The organism is Pseudomonas sp. MH10 (assembly GCF_034353045.1).
Classification (GTDB): domain Bacteria; phylum Pseudomonadota; class Gammaproteobacteria; order Pseudomonadales; family Pseudomonadaceae; genus Aquipseudomonas.
In genome coordinates this window covers 1,137,930-1,160,099 of the sequence record NZ_CP133783.1, presented here as the reverse complement: position 1 = coordinate 1,160,099, position 22,170 = coordinate 1,137,930, and the positions used below count along the sequence as shown (strand labels likewise).

The window sequence follows — 22,170 nt, the reverse complement described above, 5'->3', positions numbered from 1 at the left end:
TTGATGGAGGGTAGTTTATTGGAAAGTTTCCCCAGTTGGCTGTAGGACGTTTCTGAAAATCGCACGATGAAAAAATAATAAAGAGTCACTTTAATTGTTTGCTCGAACCCTGTTGCGCAACTTTCGTTACTGCGTTGCGCAACTTCTTGCGCAAGTTTAATTCCTCAGGGGATCACCTATGCAACATCATCACAACCACCACCAAATTCACCAACAAAGACACCAACGCCACGGTCCGCCAGACCTTGAGCGGTTCTCGCTCCAGCAGCGGGCGGGGTCGGGTGTTGGCTGGGTTTAGCTCGGCCTTCTCCAGGTTTATTAACCATTCCTCGGCGGTTTCATAGCGCTGGGCGGGGTCAGGTTGCAGCGCTTTGCTCAGGCAGTGTTCCAGCCAGTCGGGCACGTCCGGGCGGTAGCGGCTGGCCGGCACGGCGTTGCCGAAGCGCGGGTGTTGGAACGCTTCGATTTCGCCGTAGGGGTAATGCCCGGTGAGCAAGAAGTACAAGGTCACGCCGACGCTGTACAAATCCTGTTGCGCGCTGGGAGGGGTGCCGGTAAACGCCTCGGGCGCAATAAAGCTCGGCGTGCCCGGCAGGTCGTTGGCAGTGTCCGCCGACAACCCCGGACAAAAAGCCAGGCCAAAATCCAGCACCCGCAGGTCGCCATTGTCATCAAGCAGCAGGTTCTCCAGCTTGATGTCACGGTGAAAGATGTTGCGCCGATGCAGCAAGCCCACGGCACGTAACAGGTGGGTCGCAACGTCTTGCCACTGAGCCAGCGGCAGCGGGCCACTTGCACTGAACAGCTCGGCCAAGGTCTGGCCAGAATATTCACGCATCAGGTAATACAGGTGCTGACGTTCGCTGGCGGGATGAATTTCCGGGAAATACCGCCCCGCGACCCGACGTAAAAACCATTCTTCCAGCAACAGGCTTTGCCCGGCATTGGCCTCGGCGTGACGGCTGGCGGGCAGGGTTTTCAGTAGCCAGGGTTGCTGCTGACGATCACGCACCCGATACAGCAACGACTGGCGCGATTGCGCGAGCAGCGTTTCCACCTGCCAACCTTCGAACGCTTGGCCCGATTTGAGCGCAGGGGGCAGCGGCCATTGTTGCAACTGGACCAAGGTGTCGCCGAGGTTGTCTTCTCCCAACCTATCGACCTGGATCAGCAGCGCGCTGGCGTTGTCCTGACTGCCCGCCAAGTGCGCTGCGGCGACCAAGGTATTGACCGCGTTCTGCGGGTCATCTTGCTCGCGGAGAATCGAGCTAATCGTCGCATCACCCAAGGTCGCCCACACACCGTCGCTCAGCAGCAACCAGCGTTCGCCCTCGCGCAATTCGCCGTCCAGGTAATCCATGACCAAATGCTGGTCGAGCCCCAGCGCGCGCTTGAGCACGTGCCGCATCTCTGGTTGTTCCCAAACGTGGTCTTCGCTGACCCGTTGCAGCTCGCCGGCGTGCCAGCGGTAGGCTCGGCAATCGCCGACGTGGGCGAGGGTGAAGCGGCGTCCGCGCAGTACAAGGGCGCTTAAGGTGGTGAGCAAGCCGTTGGCCTGCAGCCAGCGATTTTGCGCCAGCAGCAAGCGGTCCAGCGACTGCGCAACACCCCAGGTTTCCGGTGTTGCGTAGTAATCCAGCGCCAATGCCTGCAAGGTTGAGCGCGCCGCTAATCCACCGTCGACGCATTGACTGACGCCATCGGCCAGCGCGAACAAGTAGCCCTTGCTCGCGGCCAGCGCTGGCATGGGTGTCACCTGGCGACTCGCGTCTTGATTCTCGGCACGTGGCCCATTGGCGCTGAAATGGGCGAAGCTCAGTTGCAGGCTCATTGAGCGGGTTAAACCCGAGCAGCGGTCACAGCGGCCGAACCCCAAGTGGTTCTCCAGCGACGTTTGACGTTATGCAAGCCGAACCAGGCCAAGACGCCCAGGCTGGCAAACAACCACAAGCCCATTTGGTAGCCGCCGGTATTCTGTTTGATTGCACCCAGGCCGGCTGCCAGTAGAAAACCACCGACGCCGCCGGCCATGCCGATCAGGCCAGTCATGACACCGATCTCTTGACGAAAACGCTGAGGAACCAGTTGGAACACTGCACCGTTACCGGCACCGAGGCCGAGCATGGCGGACACGAACAGTGCCAGTGCTGCCCAGGAACTCGGCAGGTTGAAACCGACAGCGGCGATGCAGATTGCGGCTACGCCGTACATGCCCGATAAGGTCCGAATCCCGCCAAAGCGATCCGCCAGAGCACCACCGAGTGGACGCATCATGCTGCCACCGAACACACAGGCTGCTGTGTAATAACCCGCCGTTACAGGGCTCAGGTGGTATTGGTCGTTGAAGTAGCCGGGCAGGGCGCTGGCCAGGCCGATGAAACCGCCGAACGTCACGGCGTAAAAGAACATAAACCACCAGGTATCACGGTCACCCAAAGCTTTTGAGTAGTCAGCCATGGATTTGGGTTTTGCCCGCTGCGGTGAGTTGCGCGCCATCAAGCTGAAGGCGATCAGCACCAGTACCAGTGGTATCAATGCGAATCCAAACACGTTGGTCCAGCCGAACGCCATGGCCAATGCCGGAGCAATCAATGCGGCGAACACGGTGCCGGAGTTGCCCGCACCGGCGATGCCCATTGCCTTGCCTTGATGCTCTGGCGGATACCATTGCGAGGCCAGCGGCAGGGCGACGGAGAACGAAGCGCCGGCCATGCCGAGGAATACGCCGAGCAACAGCGCTTGCTCATAGCTGTGGATGCCAAGCTGCCAAGCCGTTAGCAAGGCGCCGATCACGATCACTTGACCCACAATCCCGGCGGTCTTTGGCGACAGTTTGTCAGCCAGCAGGCCCATCAATACACGCAGAAAAGCGCCGGCCAGAATCGGCGTTGCAACCATTAAGCCGCGTTGTTGAGTGGTCAAGTGCAGGTCAGCGGAGATTTGCACCGACATTGGGCCGAGCAGGTACCAGACCATGAAGCTCAGGTCGAAATACAGAAAGGCTGCGAACAGTGTCGGTCGGTGACCGGCTTTCCAGAAGCTTGCATTCATAGAACACCTCATCCGCATTTAAAGAATCGTGGCCGGTGGGCCAAAACGCAAAAAACGCCGCAACCCGATTCGCCTGAGCGAGAAGAGTATGCGACGTCTTTGTCGTGAAAGGGGTAACCGCCTTTGGCTACCGGTGCAAGAGTAGTAGCAAGTTGCGAGCCATAAGCTTCAAGCTTGACTCGCTTTGCAACCCTGTAGGAGCGAGCTTGCTCGCGATCGGCTGCGCAGCGGCCGTAAATCATGCAGTACATTTTTCACGATAAACACCGGGTTTCGCATTTTTTCGGACCGCTTCGCGCTTCATCGCGAGCAAGCCAGATCCTACAAAAAATGTACGGATTTCAAAAGGTTAAACAGAACTTACGCCTACCCCAACAACTCACTCATGGCGATGATCTGCTCGGCTACTTGAATCAGCTTTTGCTGGCGGCTCATGGCTTGGCGGCGCATCAGGGTGTAGGCCTCTTCTTCTTTGCAATTTTTCATTTTCATCAGCAGGCCTTTGGCCAATTCGATGCGTTTACGCTCGGCCAGTTGCTGATCGCGTGCCTGTAATTGGGCACGAAGCTCCTGGTCGCTCTCAAAACGGGCCATGGCCACGTCCAGAATCGGTTGCAGGCGCTGAGCGTGAATGCCTTCGACAATGTAGGCGCTGACCCCAGACTTGATCGCTTGGCGCATGACCAACGGGTCGTGCTCGTCGGTGAACATCACGATGGGCCTGGGCTGATCGCGGCTGACCAGCACCACTTGTTCCATTACGTCGCGGCCGGGGGATTCGGTGTCGATCAGAATCACGTCAGGGCGAACCGCTTCGACCCGTGCCGGCAGGTCGATAATCAGCCCGGACTCATCAATGACATCAAAACCGGCTTCTACGAGAGCGGCCTTGAGGCGACCGACCTTCTTGGATGTGTCGTTTATCAGCAGGATACGCAGCATATTCGCAGGTTCCTTCAACGACGAACGCGGGTGAGGGCAGTATCGACCAGAGCATGCAGTTTAAAACTGTGTGCATAGGCCTGCGGGTCGCTACCGTCCCAGATTTTGCCATCGATCAGTTGGCTGCTGCGCATGGCTGACGCAGGCACGGTAACGCCCACCGCTTTGGCGGCCTGGCCATAGAGTTCCAATTGATGCACCTGAGCGGCGATGGCCAGGTAATCCGGGTCGTCACGCAGAAGACCCCAGCGGCGCAATTGCGTCATGAACCACATGCCGTCCGACAAGTAAGGCATGTTCACTTCGCCCGCCCGGTGAAAGCGCACGGCGTGTTGATCGTGCCAATGGTGACCGAGGCCGTCGCCATAGTTGCCCATCAAGCGTGGTTCGATGCATTCCACCGGCGTATCGAGGTAGTCACTGCCGCTGAGCAATTGCGCGGTACTGCGGCGATTTTCGTCGTTTTGCTCAATGAACTTACTGGCTTCGAGCACCGCCATCACCAACGCGCGGGCGGTATTCGGATTTTGTTGGACGAACGCCCGGGTGCAACCGAGGACTTTTTCCGGGTGATCCGGCCAGATGGCCTGAGTGGTCGCCAAGGTAAATCCGACACCCTGATTAACCGCGCTGGCGCCCCACGGCTCACCGACGCAAAAGCCGTCAATACGCCCGGCTTGCAAATGCGCGACCATTTGCGACGGAGGAACGACCACGCTGTCGACGTCGTTCAACGGATGGATGCCCTGACTCGCTAGCCAGTAATACAGCCACATCGCGTGGTTGCCGGTGGGGAAGGTTTGGGCGAAGGTCAGTTTTGAGCGGCTTTGGTGCACGCGGTTGTCCAACGCGTCAGGACTGACCACGTGGGCGTCTTGCAACGCTTTCGACAGGTTGATGCTTTGCCCGTTTTGATTCAGGCCCATCAGTACCGCCATATCGACTTGGCCGGTGCCACTGATTCCGAGCTGCACGGCATAGATCAGTCCATACAGGCTGTGGGCCGCGTCCAGTTCACCGTTGACCAATTTGTCACGCAGATTGGACCACGATGATTGACGTTTAAGGTTCATCGTCAGCCCATAGGGCTGACCGAAACCTTGGGTGGCGGCGACCACCAGCGGGGCACAATCGGTCAAGGCCATGAAGCCTAGATCGATAACATTCTTTTCCGGTGCATCGCTGCCTGCGACCCAATCCAGAGCGTTGTTGGGTGATTTATTCATAGCGCGTCTCTTTATTCATACGCGTCCCATAGCAATGCGTATGCCACACCCGGCGCGAGCGTCTGCAAAGATTACAGCATGTCTCGCCTCCAATGCCGGGTCCGTCTATAATCGCGTCCCTGAATTCAGCCGCTCACGAGCCACGCCCGCCCATGTATAACCTGGCCCGCCAGTTATTGTTCAAACTTTCCCCGGAAACCTCCCATGACCTGTCGCTGGATCTCATCGGCGCGGGCGGGCGTTTGGGGCTCAATGGCTTGTTGAGCAAGGCGCCTGCGCAGTTGCCGGTCACAGTGATGGGCCTTAACTTCCCGAATCCGGTGGGGTTGGCGGCGGGGCTGGACAAAAATGGCGCGGCCATCGACGGCTTTGCGCAGTTGGGTTTCGGCTTTGTTGAAGTCGGTACCGTGACCCCACGTCCACAGCCGGGTAATCCGAAACCACGGATTTTTCGGTTGCCCCAAGCTGAGGCGATCATTAACCGCATGGGCTTTAACAACCTGGGCGTCGATCACCTGATCACTCGCGTCAAGGCGGCTCGGTACAGCGGCATCCTTGGAATCAACATCGGCAAGAACTTCGACACACCGGTTGAGCGCGCCGTGGACGATTACTTGATCTGCCTGGATAAGGTCTACGAGCACGCGAGTTATGTGACGGTTAATGTCAGCTCGCCTAATACCCCCGGTTTGCGCAGCTTGCAGTTCGGGGACTCGCTCAAGCAACTGCTCGAAGCGCTGCGCATGCGTCAAGAATACCTCACTGTGAAATACGGCCGTCGCGTGCCGTTGGCGATTAAGATCGCACCGGACATGACCGACGAAGAAACCGTGTTGGTGGCCGCTGCGTTGATTGACTCGGGCATGGACGCGGTGATCGCCACCAACACCACTCTTAGCCGCGAGGGTGTCCAAGGTTTGCCCCACGCCTACGAGGCCGGTGGTCTGTCGGGCGCGCCGGTTCGCGAAAAAAGTACCCATACGGTCAAGGTGCTGGCGGGAGAACTGGCGGGGCGCTTGCCAATCATTGCGGCGGGCGGAATCACTGAAGGCAGGCACGCGGCGGAAAAAATCGCGGCCGGTGCAAGTCTGGTGCAGATTTATTCGGGCTTCATCTATAAAGGGCCAGCGCTGATCGGACAGTCGGTTGACGCTATTGCTGCAATGAGTCGCCACTGATCCAGCGTCGCGACGTCAAAACCCGGATAAAAAAAGGGGCTCCTTGAGAAGGAACCCCTGGGCGCTAGCCCGCCGCCCGGATAGGGCGTGCATGTTTAGTCAGGTGTGCAACTTTTTAAAAAAGCCTGGTCGGAATATGCCTGGTTAGCCGACCGCGTGAAGTTCGTTGAGTCTGTGGATGCCCGCAGTGCCGGTCATACCGTCCCAGTTGTCGCCGCGTCCTTCTCGCCAGCCATTGATCCAGGCTTGGCGTACTGACGGTAGAGTAAAAGGGCAAAGCTCACGGGATTTGCCATGAACACCAAATTGATATCCGCGTAAAAATGCTCTTTCCAACGGATCACGCTTAAGTCTTCTCATAGGGTATTGCCCTCGTTTGTTGACTGTTATGTCCCTGGAGACCTCATGTCGAGGTCGGGCAGAATCTTCTGCCGTGAGTACCCGCTGCCGGCGTCGCGGGCTTAGTGTCGTTGCCATTGCGGCGACAACCTGAGTTGAGTTCTAACCAATGCGCCGGACGCTGTGAATGATCGTTTTGTCATAACAACGTAACGAAAAGGGTGTTAGAGCCATAAGCAACCCACGCGTTTGGCGCAATGTTTTTTCCACAGCCCCGCTGAACCGAGGCTTTGATTGAGAATGGAAGTCGTTTTCGGGGTTAAAAGATGGCGGATTGACGTCAACCTTTAATCGACGAAGGGTCACGGAATGTGACTTATTGTTGCAACGTTTGTGCTCGCGCCGAGTCTGCGGTCCGAATTTATTCGGGAAGCGGGCTAGGGGGTTTATCTGATATATAGCATCGCTGCCTTGCAAATGAATGCGCTCCCAAAGGGATCGTTCAAGGTGGAACGGCACAATGTGTGTGCCACGCAGGCGTTCTCCAAGAAAGGCGCCTGTTTAAAATCTGGTTGGGCAATGCGTTGCCTCACCGCTACTCGCCTAAGGCGTTGGATTATCCATGTCGGACCGTTTTGAACTCTTCCTCACCTGTCCCAAAGGCCTTGAGGGCCTACTCGCTGAAGAAGCGACCGGGCTTGGCCTTGAGGAAACCCGCGAACATACCTCAGCCATTCGCGGCCTCGCAGACATGGAGACCGCCTACCGGCTGTGCCTCTGGTCGCGCTTGGCTAACCGTGTGTTGCTGGTTATCAAGCGTTTTCCCATGAAAGACGCCGAGGACCTGTATCACGGGGTCCTGGACGTTGAGTGGGAGGATCACCTGGACGCCGAAGGCAGTCTCGCGGTGGAGTTCAGCGGTAACGGTTCGGGCATCGACAACACCCACTTTGGTGCGTTGAAGGTCAAGGACGCGATTGTCGACAAACTGCGCACGCCGTCAGGCCTGCGTCCTTCGGTGGACAAGCTCAACCCTGATCTTCGCGTTCACCTGCGCCTTGATCGCGGGGAAGCTATTTTGTCGCTTGATCTGTCCGGGCACAGCCTGCACCAGCGCGGTTATCGTTTGCAGCAAGGTGCTGCTCCGCTGAAAGAAAACCTTGCCGCTGCAATTTTAGTGCGAGCTGGCTGGCCGCGTATCGCCGCTCAAGGCGGCGCGTTGACTGACCCCATGTGCGGCGTTGGTACCTTCCTGGTAGAAGGCGCCATGATGGCGGCGGATATCGCGCCCAACCTCAAGCGCGAGCGTTGGGGCTTTTCGGCCTGGCTTGGGCACATTCCTGCCATTTGGAAAAAGCTACACGACGAAGCGCAGGAGCGGGCCGACATCGGCCTGGTCAAGCCACCGTTGTGGATCCGTGGTTACGAAGCCGATCCGCGTCTGATCCAACCTGCGCGCAATAACATTGACCGCGCGGGTTTGAGTGATTGGATCAAGGTTTATCAAGGCGAAGTGGCGACCTTTGAGCCGCGTCCTGACCAGAACCAAAAAGGCTTGGTGATCTGTAACCCTCCTTACGGCGAGCGTTTGGGCGATGAAGCCAGTCTGCTTTATCTCTACCAGAACCTCGGCGAGCGTTTGCGACAAGCGTGTCTGAACTGGGAAGCGGCGGTGTTTACCGGTGCGCCGGACCTGGGCAAGCGCATGGGCATCCGCAGTCACAAGCAATACGCGTTCTGGAACGGCGCATTGCCGTGCAAATTATTGCTGATCAAAGTAGTGCCAGATCAATTCGTCACCGGCGAGCGCCGTACGGCTGAACAGCGGCAAGTCGAGCGCGATCAGGTTGAAGCTGATGCCAACGAATCCACCGAAGTCGAAGCGCCGGGCAAGTACGAGAAATACAACAAGAACGGCAATCCGATCAAAACGCCCGAGCCAGTCGTTGAGCACGCGCGCCTGAGCGAAGGCGGGCAGATGTTTGCCAACCGCTTGCAGAAAAACCTCAAATTGCTGGGCAAGTGGGTGCGCCGTGAAGGCATCGACTGCTACCGCGTCTACGACGCCGACATGCCGGAATACTCACTGGCTATCGACCTCTATCACGACTGGGTACACGTTCAGGAATACGCTGCGCCGAAGTCTATTGACCCGGAAAAAGCCTCGGCCCGATTGTTCGATGCGCTGGCAGCTATTCCTCAAGCGCTGAACATCGACAAGAGCCGCGTTGTCATTAAGCGTCGCGAGCGCCAGAGCGGCACCAAGCAGTACGAGCGTCAAAGCGCGCAAGGCCAATTCCGTGAAGTCAGCGAAGGTGGTGTCAAGTTGTTGGTTAACCTGACCGACTACCTGGACACCGGGCTGTTCCTCGATCACCGCCCAATGCGCATGCGGATTCAGCGAGAAGCGGCGGGGAAGCGTTTCCTCAACCTGTACAGCTACACCGGCACTGCCAGCGTGCACGCGGCCAAAGGCGGCGCACGGACCACCACCAGCGTGGACCTCTCGAAGACGTATCTGGATTGGGCGCGGCGCAACCTGTCGCTCAATGGTTTCTCGGATAAAAACCGTTTGGAGCAGGGCGATGTCATGGCCTGGCTGGACGCGAGCCGCGATGAATATGACCTGATCTTCATTGATCCACCGACGTTCTCCAACTCCAAGCGCATGGAAGGGATCTTCGACGTGCAACGAGACCAAGTGCAACTGCTTGATCTGGCGATGGCGCGCCTGGCACCCGGCGGCGTGTTGTATTTCTCGAATAACTTCCGCAAGTTTCAGCTCGATGAAAACTTGAGCGAACGGTACGCGATTGAAGAAATCACCGCCCAAACCGTCGACCCGGATTTTGCCCGTAACACCAAGATCCACCGGGCGTGGCGTATTACCGCGCGGTAAGCAATCGTCGCCCCAACACCTGGCTGAATGGGTCAGGTGTTGGCGCGGCCCGGTGTCTCAGCGGACCATCAAGGCCGTTGCAACGAGATTGAGGTATTGGCCAGCTTCGGTTGGCGATACAGATCAAGCAGTACGGTATCGAGCACGGATGCGGTACCGCCGACCTGCGACCCATTGAGAATCGCCACCACTGCCCACGTGTTGCCATTGCTGTCGCGGCTAAAGCCGGCAATCGCCCGCACGGTGTTCAGGGTGCCGGTTTTGATATGCGCCTCGCCGCGCATTTGCGTGGTTTTGAGACGTTTACGCATGGTGCCGTCAACCCCGACCAGTGGCAGGGAGCTTATGTACTCAGCGGCATACGGGCTCTGCCAGGCAGACTGGAGCATTTGTGCCATTTCTCTCGCGCTGACGCGTTCAGCCCGGGACAGACCTGAGCCGTTTTCCATGACCAAGTGCGTGGCGATAATGCCTTTCTTGGCCAGCCACTGGCGAATCACCCGTTGTGCAGCCTTGGCGTCGTCACCATCGGCATCGTTGCGAAACTTCGCACCCAAGCTCAGAAACAATTGCTGAGCCATGGTGTTGTTACTGAATTTATTGATGTCACGGATGATTTCCGCCAGATCCGGCGAATAGGCCTTGGCCAACAGTCGAGCGTTGCCAGGCACCACCTCTTCCCGGTCCTTGCCTAAAATGCTGCCGCCCAACTCTTGCCAAATCGCGCGCACTGCACCAGCGGTATAAGTCGGGTGATCCAGCAATGACAGATAGGTCTGAGAGCTGCAGCCCTGACCAAGTTGACCACTGATAATCACGCTGATGCTGCCGTCGACCTGAGGCGTCGGCGTGTAGCGCACATCGCCGGTACAGGCGTCGGAGGCCAGCGCCTTGACTTGGTTGTCGAGGTGGATGCTGGCAATTGGAGGCTCAACGGACACCATCACTTTGCCGGCGTCGTTGCGCGCGATAAAGCGCAGGGCCTTGAGGTTGACCATCAGCGCATCGGGCTTGACCAGGAACGGTTGATTTTCATCGTTGCCATCGTCGTTGAACACGGGCAATAGCGGCCGAATGAAATGGCTGCGGTCCAACACCAAGTCTCCCGTTACCTGCAGCACCCCGTTGGCGCGCAGATCGCGCAGCAGCAGCCAGAGTTTTTCCATATTCAGCTTGGGATCACCGCCGCCCTTAAGGTAGAGGTTGCCGTGCAGAACACCATTGCTGACAGTGCCGTCGGTGTAGAACTCGGTTTTCCATTGGTGGTTCGGGCCGAGCATTTCCAGCGCGGCATAGGTTGTCACCAGTTTCATGGTTGACGCCGGGTTGACCGAAACGTCCGCGTTATAGACCGTCGCAACGCCGGGGCCGGTGAGCGGTAAAATGACCAGGGAAAGCGCATCGTTTCGAAGTTTGGCGGCCTGCAGCGCCTGTTGAACCTTGGGCGGTAACGAGGTGTTGATCGGGGCGGCGGCGACGGACATAGCCAGAGGGAAGAAAAGACTGGCGAATAACAGGGGGCGTAAAGATTTGATCATTGGAAATAAAGCCCTACTGCTGAGAAGGGAAAAGTAGAGGGCATGGATGGATTCCCTCGTTGATCTTGACCGTTACCGAGATAAATACGGCCATTCAATAGGCTGCCCGGATCACCTGCATCTGAGCAGAATTGAGCGGCATTATGCCCCAAGCAAGGGTGACGTGTGCCGAGGAAACGCCGTCCAACGGGCAGTTTTTTGTCGATAAACAGCTAATATGGGTCTTAAGCGCGCTCCCGGACGAACATCCGGCACTGAGGCGGGCATTTAGTCGCCCAAGCTGGTAAAGTGCCGCCCGTTATTACTTATGAGGATTGTTCCATGGCCACTAACCGTTCCCAGCGTCTGCGCAAAAAACTCTGCGTTGATGAATTCCAAGAGGTTGGTTTTGAACTCAACCTGGACTTCAAACAAGACCTGGATGATGAGGCTATTGACGCCTTCCTCGATGCCTTCCTGACCGAAGCCATGGATGCCAATGATCTGAACTACGTTGGCGGCGAAGACTTTGGTCTGGTTTGCCTGAAGAAACGCGGCTCGGTTAACGCAGAGCAGCGCGCAGTGGTTGAAGGCTGGCTCAAAGGCCGCAGCGAATTGACAGAAGTGACTGTCAGCCCGTTGATCGACGTTTGGTACCCGGAAAAGCCGATCAATCCGGTTGCCTGATCCACGTTGATACAAAAAAAGCAGGCTCAAATGCCTGCTTTTTTTTGCACTACCTATTCCCCCGAAGTCTCTTCGACCTAGCGTGACCTCCCCATTCCCGCTTTTTCCAACACGCTGTGTTTATCGACGGCGTCGATTTGCTGTGGCTGAAGATAGCGGGTCGCATAGTGCTGATAGATGTCCGCCTGAATGAACAACTCGAACAGGGGCGGGTCGATGTGCTCATCGATACACATCTGCGCCATGATCGACAGCGCTTCACTCAGGCGTTTACCCTTTTTGTAGGGCCGGTCGACGGCCGTCAACGCTTCGAAGATGTCCGCGATGGCCATCATTCGTGCCGCGATACTCATTTCGTCGCGCTTCAAGCGTTTGGGGTATCCCGTCCCGTTCATTTTTTCATGGTGACCGCCAGCGATCTCTGCAACGCCTTTCAGGTGTGCGGGAAACGGTAAACGACTGAGCATCAAAATGGTTTGAACCATGTGATGGTTGATGATGTACCGCTCTTCAGCGGTCAAGGTGCCGCGACGAATGCTCAGGTTGTACAGTTCGCCGCGATTGAATTTGTACGGTGGCACATCCAGTTTGAATCCCCAGGGATTGTCAGCCGGTATTTCTTCAGCCTCTGCGCGCTGGAACAAGTGCTCAGCCCGGTCCACCAGCAAGGTTTCTCTGGCAGGCAATGCCGTCACAGGCTGACGGGCCTGACGGCGGTTCTCCTCCCAGGAAACGCCCAGCCGGTCATCTAGCGTACGCATCCAGCTGCGAGCGCCAATCTGCCGCAGGCGTCGTAAATCGGCATCGTCCATCGCTTCTCCCCCAAGATTGCACCGTGCAACAAAACTGAAGTCGTTATCCAGTTCGGTCAGCTCAAGGTCTCGGGCAGCGGCTAACTGAGGCTCGTGGCTTCCCATTGTTCGTCCTTGCCAATAAGTGACCCAGGCATCGCGTTTTAGCACCTCGAAGCGAGTGCGGATTTCATGAATCCGGTCGTACAAGGTTTCAAGTTTGGTGGCCTTGTCGACCACATATTCGGGAGTGGTGACTTTGCCGCAATCATGCAGCCACGCAGCGATGTTTAAGGTTTCCCATTCGTCTTCGGTTGGGTGGAAGTCGAGAAACGCCGGTTGCTGGCTTGCGGCGGCGGCGCGGGCCAGCATCAGGGTCAACACCGGCACCCGCTGGCAATGGCCGCCGGTGTAAGGGCTCTTCGCGTCGATGGCACCGGCAATCAGCTGGATAAACGAATCCAACAGCAGTTTTTGCCTGGACTGGAGGCGCTGGCTTTCGATGCATACGGCGGCTGCCCCAGAGACAGCCTCGGTGAAGGCTACCCGCTCAGGGCTGATGTTCTCCAGATCAGACGGGGTGCCGGTGTCGGCATGGATTAGATTAAGGGCGCCGATGGTTTCGCCATGCTGATTGCTCAAACGTATACCCAGTAGATGAATCCTCGGCGCGTCAATGGCTTGCATGAGCCCTTGCAGATCGCCTGCGTGCTCGAAGCTCAGCGCAACTACCACGCTGCTCCTGTTCACGACCAAATGTTGCAGCCAGCCGGGTTGTTGATCCGTGTGCAGATCATGGGCGCCTAGGCCGTAGTCCTGCGGCGCATGTTGGGCGCCAAGCATAACGAGACCAACGGGCTCTAGGCATCTGCTCTCGCTATTGACCAAATAAATCAAACCGGCCTGGGCCTGATTGATCGCCACGGTCTCGCAAAGAAGTCGTTGCAGCAGCGTATCGAAGTGGGTTTCGGCGGATAAGCTGGCGGTGATTCGAAGGAAACTGGCCAATGTTGCCTTCATCCGCGCCATGGACAACGACAGCTGGTCGACTTCCAGCACCAGCGATCGATGGCCGGCCGGACTCGTGAAATCAAAACTGCGGATCCCATCAGCTTCGCGCACCAGTGTCCGCAAAGGTTTAACCATGATGCGGGACATCAACCAACCCAGCGGTAAGCACAACAGCAGGGTGCTCAATGCTACCAGCGCTCCTTGCCATCGCAGGCGTATGGCGTCTGCCAACAGCTCATCCTCTGGCACTAACATTGCCAGTTGCAGCCCGGATGGACCGCCTTCTTTCAGATGGCTATGGGCAACTATCCAGTCGCGGTTACCCAGTGTCAGGCGGCTTGTGGATTCTACTCCTTGATCAAATAACCCCTTTAACGCCGGGCTTAGGTCTTTCGCGTTGACCAAATGGGCCGTGCCGCTTTCGATCACCAACTTTGAACTATCGGGGTACGCCACTGCGTTGCCGTTGCTGTCGAACACCACCACCTCGGTACTGGCGGTGATCTTGTGTTTGGCCAGTGTCGCGGACAAGGCATCTAGGGTCAGGTCTGCCGCGATAACGCTGTCCGTGCCACTTCGACGGGCCAATGTAGTGCCCACCACATGGCGGTTTAAAAAGACATAGGGTTCACTGGTGATCTGATCGGAACCGGCGCGGGCTTGCTCAAACCACCCCCAATCACGGGGGTCGAACCGTTCGTTCAGGTTTTCCTGTTGGCTGATCAAGTGCAGTGCGGCGTCGAAAAACAGCGACTGCGAGCGCGGCAAGGGAGTGCCGGCGATGTGCTCAATACTCCAGACCTGGTATGAGGCGTTCGCAGGTGCTTGAACATAGTGTTGCGCGGTGCCAGTCCGTAAAGGCCGGACCATGAAGAAATCGCCATTGCTGTAGCCCAGGTACAACGACGCAAGATTGGGATCGTTTTCTAATGCCTGTGCAAAGGGTTTGAGCAATGCCAGCCGTTGTCCCAGCGCGTAGGCGTGATTGGGATCATAGGCGGCCAACAGACTGAGCAATCGACGGATCGGTTGATAGGTGCGGTGTAAGTCGACCTCCACATCTTGGGCGATGGCGCCGAACAGCTTCTCGCTGCTGGATAAAATGATTTGCGAGGTTTGCCAGTAATTGAAAATACTCAGAACGACACTGGTAAACAGCAGCAGCACGGTGAACATGACACTGATGTGAAGATGCAGGGGGAAGCGGCGTTGTCCAGTCGAAGAATTCCAAGGCATCGCAACTCTCTCCATAGTTGTGCGCTGCATTACCACTCTTCAGCATAGACAAGGGTTACCGCTGTCACCCGGCTAGAGGCTAGTCACACTGCTGTGTCAATCCAGCTGCTTGCCCATGGTTATCTCGTACGGTGCCAGTCCACACGCGTGGTAGAGCGCCTGGGCCGCGTGATTGTGTGCAAATACGTTCAGCTCCAGACGACCGATATCGTTGGCGACAGCCCAGCGCTCGATCATGTCCATGACTTCAGTGGCATGGCCGCGACGCTGCGCGCGTGGATAGATTTCCAGATCATAAATAAACAGCGTTTTGACGCTGTATTCCTCGTAGGTGCCGAACCAGAGAAGGCCAATGTTTTCGCCTTCAGTGGAGTGCAGCGTAAAGAGATAGTGATTCGGCGTGTCGACCCCCTGCGGGAGCAACTGGTCCATTGACCAGCTTTGTTGCGCTGGCGTCAGGTCAAGCGGTTGCTTGTAGGTGAGTTGGATATCGTTTGCGTATCCGACGCTTGAATGCGCGGCGTAGGCCAGAAACTGTTCGGTATTCATCTCAATCCATTGCGTGGTCATGTTCTATTCCTTTTGGTTGGAGGACGCTCAGTCGACGTCGGTTTGTTGCAAGCGAAGGTCATGTTCCAGCGCTTTCATTGCGGCGTTGATGGCATGTCGATGCCCTTCGATCACTGCGTCCGGTGCCCCTTGGACGCAAGCGTCCTCCAGCGCCTCGCAGTGTTTAATCACCTCATGTGCCTGGATGATTAATGCCGCCCCTTTGATTTTATGCGCCATTTCTCCCAGGTACTGACGATTGTTGATGTTCCCAATCGCCTCTAGCTCCTTGCGGTCGTCCTGGCTGCTGCTGAGTAATTGCGCCAGCAAGCGTTGGATCATGTCCGGTTTGCCTCCGGTCAAGGCATGAATACCATCAACACTGAACGCAGCTGAACCCAGGTCAATGGATGACGTGGGGGCGGCCGGAGGACGATGCGGTTTTATCGTGACCAACGCTTCATTGAGCGCATTTAGGCTGACCGGTTTGAACAAGCAGGCATCCATCCCGGCCTCTCGGCAGCGTTGATGCTCCTCAGGCTGCGCATTGGCGGTAAAGCCGAAAACAGTACAGTGCTCAAGCGCGTACTTTTGTTCATGGGCACGGATAGCGCGGGTCAAGTCATAGCCATTCATGACCGGCATGTTGCAATCGGCCAGAACCAGATCGAACGGGTCAGTAAGCCAAAGTTGCAAACCCTCTGCGCCGTTTTCCGCCGATTGGAAACTATGGCCGAGAAAGCCCAGTTGCTGGCACATCAACAGCCGGTTGGCAGGGTGATCATCGACGATCAGAATGTTCAGCGGCGTGCCGGTTTCAGGTGGCTGATCACGCAGTTGCTCGTTGGTCTTGAGCGGTTCCAGGGTGGTCAGTGTCAATGCAACCTGAACCAGTGTTCCTTGACCAGACTGACTGCTCAGACTCAGCCGTCCCCCCATCATTTCACAGAGATTGCGGCAGATAACCAGCCCCAGTCCTGCGCCGCTCCTGGCCAAGTGGCCGGAATTATCCGCTTGGGCGAAGGGCTGGAATAATCGATGCTGATCCTCATCACTGATGCCGATTCCACTGTCCTGAATCCGCAGTTGTACGTGCAGTTGTTGCGGGTCTGGCCGGTCTTCAACGACCACGCTTATTTTGACCTGGCCTTGCTCAGTGAACTTGATGGCGTTGCTGAGCAGGTTTGACAGGATCTGTTTAAACCGTAACGGGTCGAGCAGAACATCACCATTGATGCGGCTGTCGAGGTCGAGCAGCAGGTTCAGGCTTTTCTGTCGGGCGAGACCGTCAAATACCCGCACAACTGACTCCACTAGCTCGCGCAGATTAGCCCGTTCAGGACACAGGTTGAGGCGACCGGACTCAATTCGTGCGATGTCCAGAATGTCACCGATCAGCTCCAATAGATCGCGGGCAGAGTTGTAAGCCACCTCAATGGCCGGCCGGTCCAGATGACCTTGATCGGCCCGTTTGAGCGCGAGTTCAAGCATGCCAATGACGGCGTTCATCGGGGTGCGGATTTCATGGCTCATGGTTGCCAGGAAGGTCGTTTTGGCTCGACTGGCTTCATCTGCCAGGTCCTTGGCCCCGCGTAGCTCTTCCATCAGTTGACGGCGCTCGCTGATGTCGATCCAGCCACCAATGATGCCTTGAACTTCACCCAGCGAATCGCGAAAAGGCAGAATCCAGTGATAGATGGTGAGTCGGCGGTCTCCGATTTGCAGGGGGCGATCAAGTATCAACGAAGTGCCTTCGGCCATTACCCGATGATAATCGGCGGCGAATTCCCGTGCCTCGAATGCATTGCTCAGCACGCCGTCCATCACGTTCTTGCCGATAACCTCTTCACGTGTGGCTGAGAAAGCGGCCAGGTAGCTGTCGTTACAGGTTTGCAGCAACCCCTCACAGTCCCGGACATAAATGGGATGTGGCGTGCCGTTAAGCAACGTGCGCATAAACTCGAACTGATCATTCAAGGCACGTTCAGCCACTTCGCGTTTTTTAATCTGGCGGCGCATGTAAGCGTTCCACGCCAACGAGCCCAACAGCAGCAGACCAGTGCCGATCACGATCTGATAAATCAACTCATGGTAATTGCGCCAATAACCGCCACTGGGTGGCACGTATGCGCGCCATCGGTTGTTGATTATCGCCAGGTCCTCGGGAGCAATGCTGGAAAGCGCCTTGTCGAGAATCGAACTGAGCTCTGTCGCATCACGTGCAGTGGCCATGGAAATACGCGCTTGATCGTCGCCGACTGTGGCGCTCATCTGCAATTTATCCTCGAACAACTGTGAGGACAGAAAATAGTTGGCGCTGGGTAGCGAGACAATCGCACCCTGAACTTGGTGTTGAGCGAGTATGTCCAGGGCCTGAAAAGGATTGTCTGTTTCCACCACTTGGGCGCCGGGGTGTTCTCGTCGGACAAAGGGCAGGGTCGGGCTGTTTTGGAGGACCGCCAGACGTTTGCCGTCGAATTGATCCAGGCTAACTGGACTGTCCGCCTCCTGACGAGTGACCAGAACGAATGAGGTATCCACATAAGGACGGGTGAAGCTGAAGCGACTTTCCCGTTCATCGCTGGGGATCATCGTGCCAATAATGTCCGCCTGACCTTCGCTGACTTGTTTCATCATGTCGGCCATGCTCGGGGCACGTCTGACCTCGAAATTCAGCCCCGTACGCAGTCGGATCAAATCGAACACGTCAGCGGTGATGCCTCGAAAGTTGCCGGAGGCGTCGAAGAAGGTCAGTGGTGCGTACGCCTCGTTGATCACAATGCGCGCCACTGGATGCTGTGCAATCCAGCGCTCCTCGCGCGGAGTCAGTTGTAGCTTTTGGTCCGTGAGCAACAAGTCGCTACCGGCATTCCAGCGCTTGGAAATACTCACTCGCTCGACGATAGGGATCGCTTTCAGCACTTTATTGACGATGTCCAACAACTGGGTGTCATCGCTGCGCATGGCAAAACTGAACCCATTGGCCTCATGTTTGCCGAAATTGGCCATCTGAACGTTGTTCAGATAGCCCTTGTTGATCAGGTAATGGGTGGAAATGGTATCGCCCAGAAAGACATCGGCCTGATTGAAGGCGACTGCGTTGATCGCGCTTTGAAACGACGGATAGGTCTGCAACAGCGCGTTGGGGTAAAGGGCTTTGACTTCTTCACGGGGCAGGTAGTGATAAACCATACTCACGCGCAAGCCTGCCAAACCGTCGGAAAGCGGGCGGGTTTCTCCGGTGCGAGTGACCAGTACCGGCTGGTCAACCGCGTAGGGGAGGGACAGCGTAAGGTGCTTGCCTTGCGCTTCGAAACCATTGGCGCTTCCGAGCAGGTCAATTTGTCCTTCGGTTAAGGCTTCAATGGCCGCGTCCCTTGATTCGAAGCGCAAAACCTTGATTGGCGTGTCCAGTGCGTGGGCAAGAATGCCGGCGTAGTCAGCCGTGAATCCTTCGTAATCGTGACCGGTCAGGGTCATGTCGAACGGCGGATAGTCGGGGGCTGACGTGCCGAGCCTCAGCTCACGCTTGTTTTGCAACCATTGCCATTGCGCTCTGTCCAGCCGGGTATCCATATGGCTGGGGCTGGACCGACTCAGCAACGTGTAATTCTGAGACGCAAGGTCAGCTGCCTGCACAGTGACGCTCAAGCACATGCCAGCGAACAGCTTCATATAATCCATTAAGCGCTTCGACATCCGGTCTCTCACACTAGCGCGTTACGTTTTGCCAGCTCGATAAGCTCCACCAAGGTTTTTACCCTGAGTTTTTGCATAAGGCGTGTTTTATAGGTGCTGACGGTCTTATTGCTGAGAAACATTCCTTTGGCAATCTCCTTGTTGGTTCTACCTTGAGCGAACAGCTGCAATACCATGAGTTCGCGGTCGTTGACCAGTTTGAATAATTCAATTTCGGAAGGCGGGCCGTCTGCGCGAGATGCCGGGCTCAGGGCTTGGCTTGGAAAGTAATTGTAGCCCGATAATACGGCTCTTACCGAACTGAGTAACTCACTCAAGTCTTCCTGCTTGCATACATAGCCCGCAGCACCTGATTGCATACAACGTATAGCAAACAGATTGGGTGTCTGCGCCGTCAATACCAGGATTTTCGACGGCAAGTTCATTGCGTTGAAGCGGGCCAGCACCTCCAGGCCGTCCAGCTTGGGGATGCTGATGTCGAGAATGATCAGGTCTGGCAGGCATTCACGGACCATTTGCATGGCATCAACCCCGTTATCCGTTTCTCCCACCACTTCATAATTTTCGTTTTCCAATAGCATCCGAACCGCGAGGCGAATAACAGGATGATCGTCGATGATAAAAACCGAGTGCATAGTTCATTTCCATACAAGCAAAGAGTAAAGCGCGCACCTTAGCTCAGAAGCTTGGGCCGGCGCATGAACCTACAGGACCGTTAAGTGGATATAGGAAGTTTCCTACACGAATTAACGTATTAACGTACGTAAATGTTCATAACCTCCAAGGCAGTGTTTAATTTTGAGCGGCCATATTGTGTGGATTCGAAATTGAAATACAGCCGGTTTATAGCGTTTCGGAATTATCCTACAAACAATTAGGTATCGGCCCACATGTTAGGGTTGTTTAATAGCGCAGTTGATTAGAAGAAAAGGGTTGAACGACTGTTTAAAGCTGTTTGCCCGCATCGCTAAGGGCTATTCGCGCCGATATGTGAAGTGTGCATCGGCGTTCTCCAGCAGGTCAGTGAGCGCCTGAACCTTCAGCGGTTTGCTCAGGCACCCGAGTAAGGGAAGACGAAGCACTCTGGCTTTCTGCTCAAGCTCCTGGAGCTGTTCGTCGCTTAATCCGCTGAGCAATACCGCTTTGTGAATCAAGCCTTGTTGACTGGCCAATATGATCAATTCCAGCCCTGTCAGATCTGTCAAGCACTGGTCGCAAAGCAGCACATCAAAGGGCTCACTCGCGGTTTCCATGGCCTGCATCGCTTCGCCAGCGCTCAATACCGGGGTCAGTCGGAAGTAACCTTGATTGTTCAGCAGTATTTGGGTGGCAATCAGTTGGAAGGGGTGATCTTCCACTAGCAGGATGCGCAGGTTGTTTTTTGACATCAGAGTATTCCGGGCTAACACGATGGCGCGACATGCGCGTACCAACCAGCCGGGCAGTCGTTGCTCGGGAAGCGTCAGGCTCTTGATGACCTTTTTGCATCGAATACGACCACTGCGTCTGGTTAATAATTCGTCTGGCCAGTGACGGCCAGAAGTAGATCGAATTATTCGGCAGCAGAGCCTCTTGAGCGATAAGACGTTTCTGTTCTCGGTGTAGGCTGTGTCCCTAATTGTAGTGCGGGGACGCATTATTGAAGATCGGCCGCCGGATGACGGCGCACAAGGGTCGCCTCATCCGGTCGTACCGCTGAAACAATTAAACCGGGCTTGAGCGCCCGGTCATCTCACCTGCCATCTCACTGGCATAGCTGTCGGTCATGCCAGCGATGAAGTCGATCATTCGTAGAAACGACGCATGTAAGGGCCAGTGGGGGTCCGGTGCGTTGTTGCCGAGGAGGTCAAGAATGCGTCGGTGTTTGAACGAAGGTGTACGCCCGCCAAATTGCTCAAGCGCTGCGCCACAAAAGGCATTCAGCAAAACCTCCAAGGTGGTGTAAGCGCCTATTTCATGCAGCGTTTTACGTTTGTCCTGGAAGATTTTCTTGCGTGCCATGTCTTTCGCATCAAGGACGCATCGCTTGGCAGGACCGTGCATGTGCTCCACCAAATCGCCAGTCAGGGTGCCTGCCAAGAGAGCTTCTTGTTGCTCGACGAACGCCCGGGCGGCAGCGTTGGTCAGGTGTTCGATGGCTTTGCCACGCAGAATGGCCAGCTTGCGGCGACGTGAATCGTTAGGCCCCAGCTGACGATAGGTTTCCGGGATGTCATCACCCACTAACCCCAGCAGCAAGGACTCGACCTCGGAATACTCAAGCAAGTCCATTTCCAGACCGTCTTCAAGGTCGATCAAGGCGTAACAGATGTCATCGGCTGCTTCCATCAGGTAAACCAACGGATGGCGCGCCCAGCGTTGCTCCTCGAGTTGCGGCAAACCAAGTTTGTGCGCGATTTGCTCGAGAATCGGTAACTCGCTTTGGTAGCAACCGAATTTGTGTTTTTTATAGCCCAACGAGTCCGCATGACGAGCGGTCCAGGGGTACTTCAAGTAAGTCCCCAGCGTCGCGTACGTCAGCCGGGTCCCGCCGTCGAACTGGTGATACTCCAGCTGGGTGAGTACCCGAAAGCCCTGAGCATTGCCTTCGAAATTCAAGAAGTCGTTGCGCTCGACTTCGCTCATGGCGTCCAGCCAGCCGCGTCCGGCGGCCTGCAAGAACCAATGGCGAATGGCGTCTTCGCCGGAATGGCCAAACGGTGGGTTGCCTATGTCATGGGCGAGGCACGCCGATTGTACGACCATGCCCAAGTCACTGGGCTCACACCAGTCGGGCAGGGCATCTCGAATGGTTTCGCCAACCCGCATTCCCAGCGAACGCCCGACGCAGCTGACTTCCAGCGAGTGGGTCAGGCGCGTATGAATGTGGTCGTTGCTGGTCACCGGATGGACCTGAGTCTTGCGTCCCAGCCGGCGAAAAGCACCGGAGAAGATGATGCGGTCGTGATCTTTATGGAACGGGCTGCGGCCCAGCTCCTGAGGGCTGTGTATGGGCTTGCCCAGTCGTTCGCGATTTAGCAGGGTTTCCCAATCCAAGGCCGTCAC

Annotated in this window: 15 protein-coding genes; 3 read left to right on the top strand and 12 right to left on the bottom strand. The window is 56.4% G+C overall.

All coding sequences use genetic code 11. The annotated features are described in order from the left end of the window. Positions 1-172 precede the first annotated feature (172 nt). The 4 genes from RHM59_RS05190 to RHM59_RS05175 all read right to left on the bottom strand — a co-directional run bounded on the left by RHM59_RS05190 (position 173) and on the right by RHM59_RS05175 (position 5,219). Positions 173-1,831 (bottom strand): bifunctional protein-serine/threonine kinase/phosphatase, encoded by a 1,659-nt coding sequence (locus RHM59_RS05190; RefSeq protein WP_322286108.1) that lies wholly within the window; start codon positions 1,829-1,831, stop codon positions 173-175. Positions 1,832-1,839: 8 nt separating this feature from the next. Continuing rightward, complete coding sequence (locus RHM59_RS05185; RefSeq protein WP_322169994.1) at positions 1,840-3,051, bottom strand: nitrate/nitrite transporter; 1,212 nt, start codon at positions 3,049-3,051, stop codon at positions 1,840-1,842. Between the two features lie 366 nt (positions 3,052-3,417). After that, positions 3,418-3,993: an ANTAR domain-containing response regulator gene (locus tag RHM59_RS05180; protein ID WP_322286107.1), complete on the bottom strand. Its 576-nt coding sequence runs from the start codon at positions 3,991-3,993 to the stop codon at positions 3,418-3,420. 14 nt (positions 3,994-4,007) lie between these two features. After that, positions 4,008-5,219, bottom strand: coding sequence for a CmpA/NrtA family ABC transporter substrate-binding protein (locus RHM59_RS05175; protein WP_322286106.1), 1,212 nt, complete (start codon positions 5,217-5,219; stop codon positions 4,008-4,010). Positions 5,220-5,371: 152 nt separating this feature from the next. On the opposite strand from RHM59_RS05175, the gene RHM59_RS05170 reads away from it, so the two are divergent. Further along, the gene (locus RHM59_RS05170; protein ID WP_322286105.1) at positions 5,372-6,397 is read left to right on the top strand and encodes a quinone-dependent dihydroorotate dehydrogenase; all 1,026 of its coding nucleotides are present in this window, start codon (positions 5,372-5,374) and stop codon (positions 6,395-6,397) included. Between the two features lie 144 nt (positions 6,398-6,541). On the opposite strand, the gene rmf is transcribed toward RHM59_RS05170, so the two are convergent. Next, positions 6,542-6,757 carry a ribosome modulation factor gene (gene rmf, locus RHM59_RS05165; RefSeq protein WP_080290409.1) on the bottom strand — a complete coding sequence of 72 codons (216 nt, stop codon included), beginning with the start codon at positions 6,755-6,757 and terminating at the stop codon, positions 6,542-6,544. 601 nt (positions 6,758-7,358) lie between these two features. On the opposite strand from rmf, the gene rlmKL reads away from it, so the two are divergent. Further along, a complete protein-coding gene (gene rlmKL / locus RHM59_RS05160; protein WP_322286104.1) occupies positions 7,359-9,635 on the top strand; it encodes a bifunctional 23S rRNA (guanine(2069)-N(7))-methyltransferase RlmK/23S rRNA (guanine(2445)-N(2))-methyltransferase RlmL in 2,277 nt (758 codons plus the stop codon). Between the two features lie 68 nt (positions 9,636-9,703). Here the strand turns inward: rlmKL and dacB are convergent, their stop codons facing one another. After that, positions 9,704-11,173: a D-alanyl-D-alanine carboxypeptidase/D-alanyl-D-alanine-endopeptidase gene (gene dacB, locus RHM59_RS05155; protein ID WP_322170015.1), complete on the bottom strand. Its 1,470-nt coding sequence runs from the start codon at positions 11,171-11,173 to the stop codon at positions 9,704-9,706. A 321-nt stretch (positions 11,174-11,494) separates the two neighbouring features. Between dacB and RHM59_RS05150 the strand changes: the two genes are divergently transcribed. After that, positions 11,495-11,839 carry a YggL family protein gene (locus tag RHM59_RS05150; RefSeq protein WP_322170018.1) on the top strand — a complete coding sequence of 115 codons (345 nt, stop codon included), beginning with the start codon at positions 11,495-11,497 and terminating at the stop codon, positions 11,837-11,839. Between the two features lie 77 nt (positions 11,840-11,916). Here RHM59_RS05150 and RHM59_RS05145 read toward each other — a convergent pair whose 3' ends face one another. From RHM59_RS05145 to RHM59_RS05120, 6 genes are all read right to left on the bottom strand, one after another. After that, positions 11,917-14,877 (bottom strand): HD domain-containing phosphohydrolase, encoded by a 2,961-nt coding sequence (locus RHM59_RS05145; RefSeq protein ID WP_322286103.1) that lies wholly within the window; start codon positions 14,875-14,877, stop codon positions 11,917-11,919. A 96-nt stretch (positions 14,878-14,973) separates the two neighbouring features. Further along, entirely contained in the window at positions 14,974-15,447 is a 474-nt protein-coding gene (locus RHM59_RS05140) for a GNAT family N-acetyltransferase (RefSeq protein WP_322170024.1), read from the bottom strand. Positions 15,448-15,474: 27 nt separating this feature from the next. Next, a complete protein-coding gene (locus tag RHM59_RS05135) occupies positions 15,475-19,125 on the bottom strand; it encodes a transporter substrate-binding domain-containing protein (protein WP_416195054.1) in 3,651 nt (1,216 codons plus the stop codon). Positions 19,126-19,133: 8 nt separating this feature from the next. Then, complete coding sequence (locus RHM59_RS05130) at positions 19,134-19,760, bottom strand: response regulator transcription factor (RefSeq protein WP_322170027.1); 627 nt, start codon at positions 19,758-19,760, stop codon at positions 19,134-19,136. Between the two features lie 339 nt (positions 19,761-20,099). Next, on the bottom strand, positions 20,100-20,513 hold the full coding sequence (locus RHM59_RS05125; protein WP_322286102.1) for a response regulator: 414 nt from the start codon (positions 20,511-20,513) through the stop codon (positions 20,100-20,102). Positions 20,514-20,829: 316 nt separating this feature from the next. Continuing rightward, the gene (locus RHM59_RS05120; RefSeq protein WP_322286101.1) at positions 20,830-22,161 is read right to left on the bottom strand and encodes a deoxyguanosinetriphosphate triphosphohydrolase; all 1,332 of its coding nucleotides are present in this window, start codon (positions 22,159-22,161) and stop codon (positions 20,830-20,832) included. Positions 22,162-22,170 lie beyond the last annotated feature (9 nt).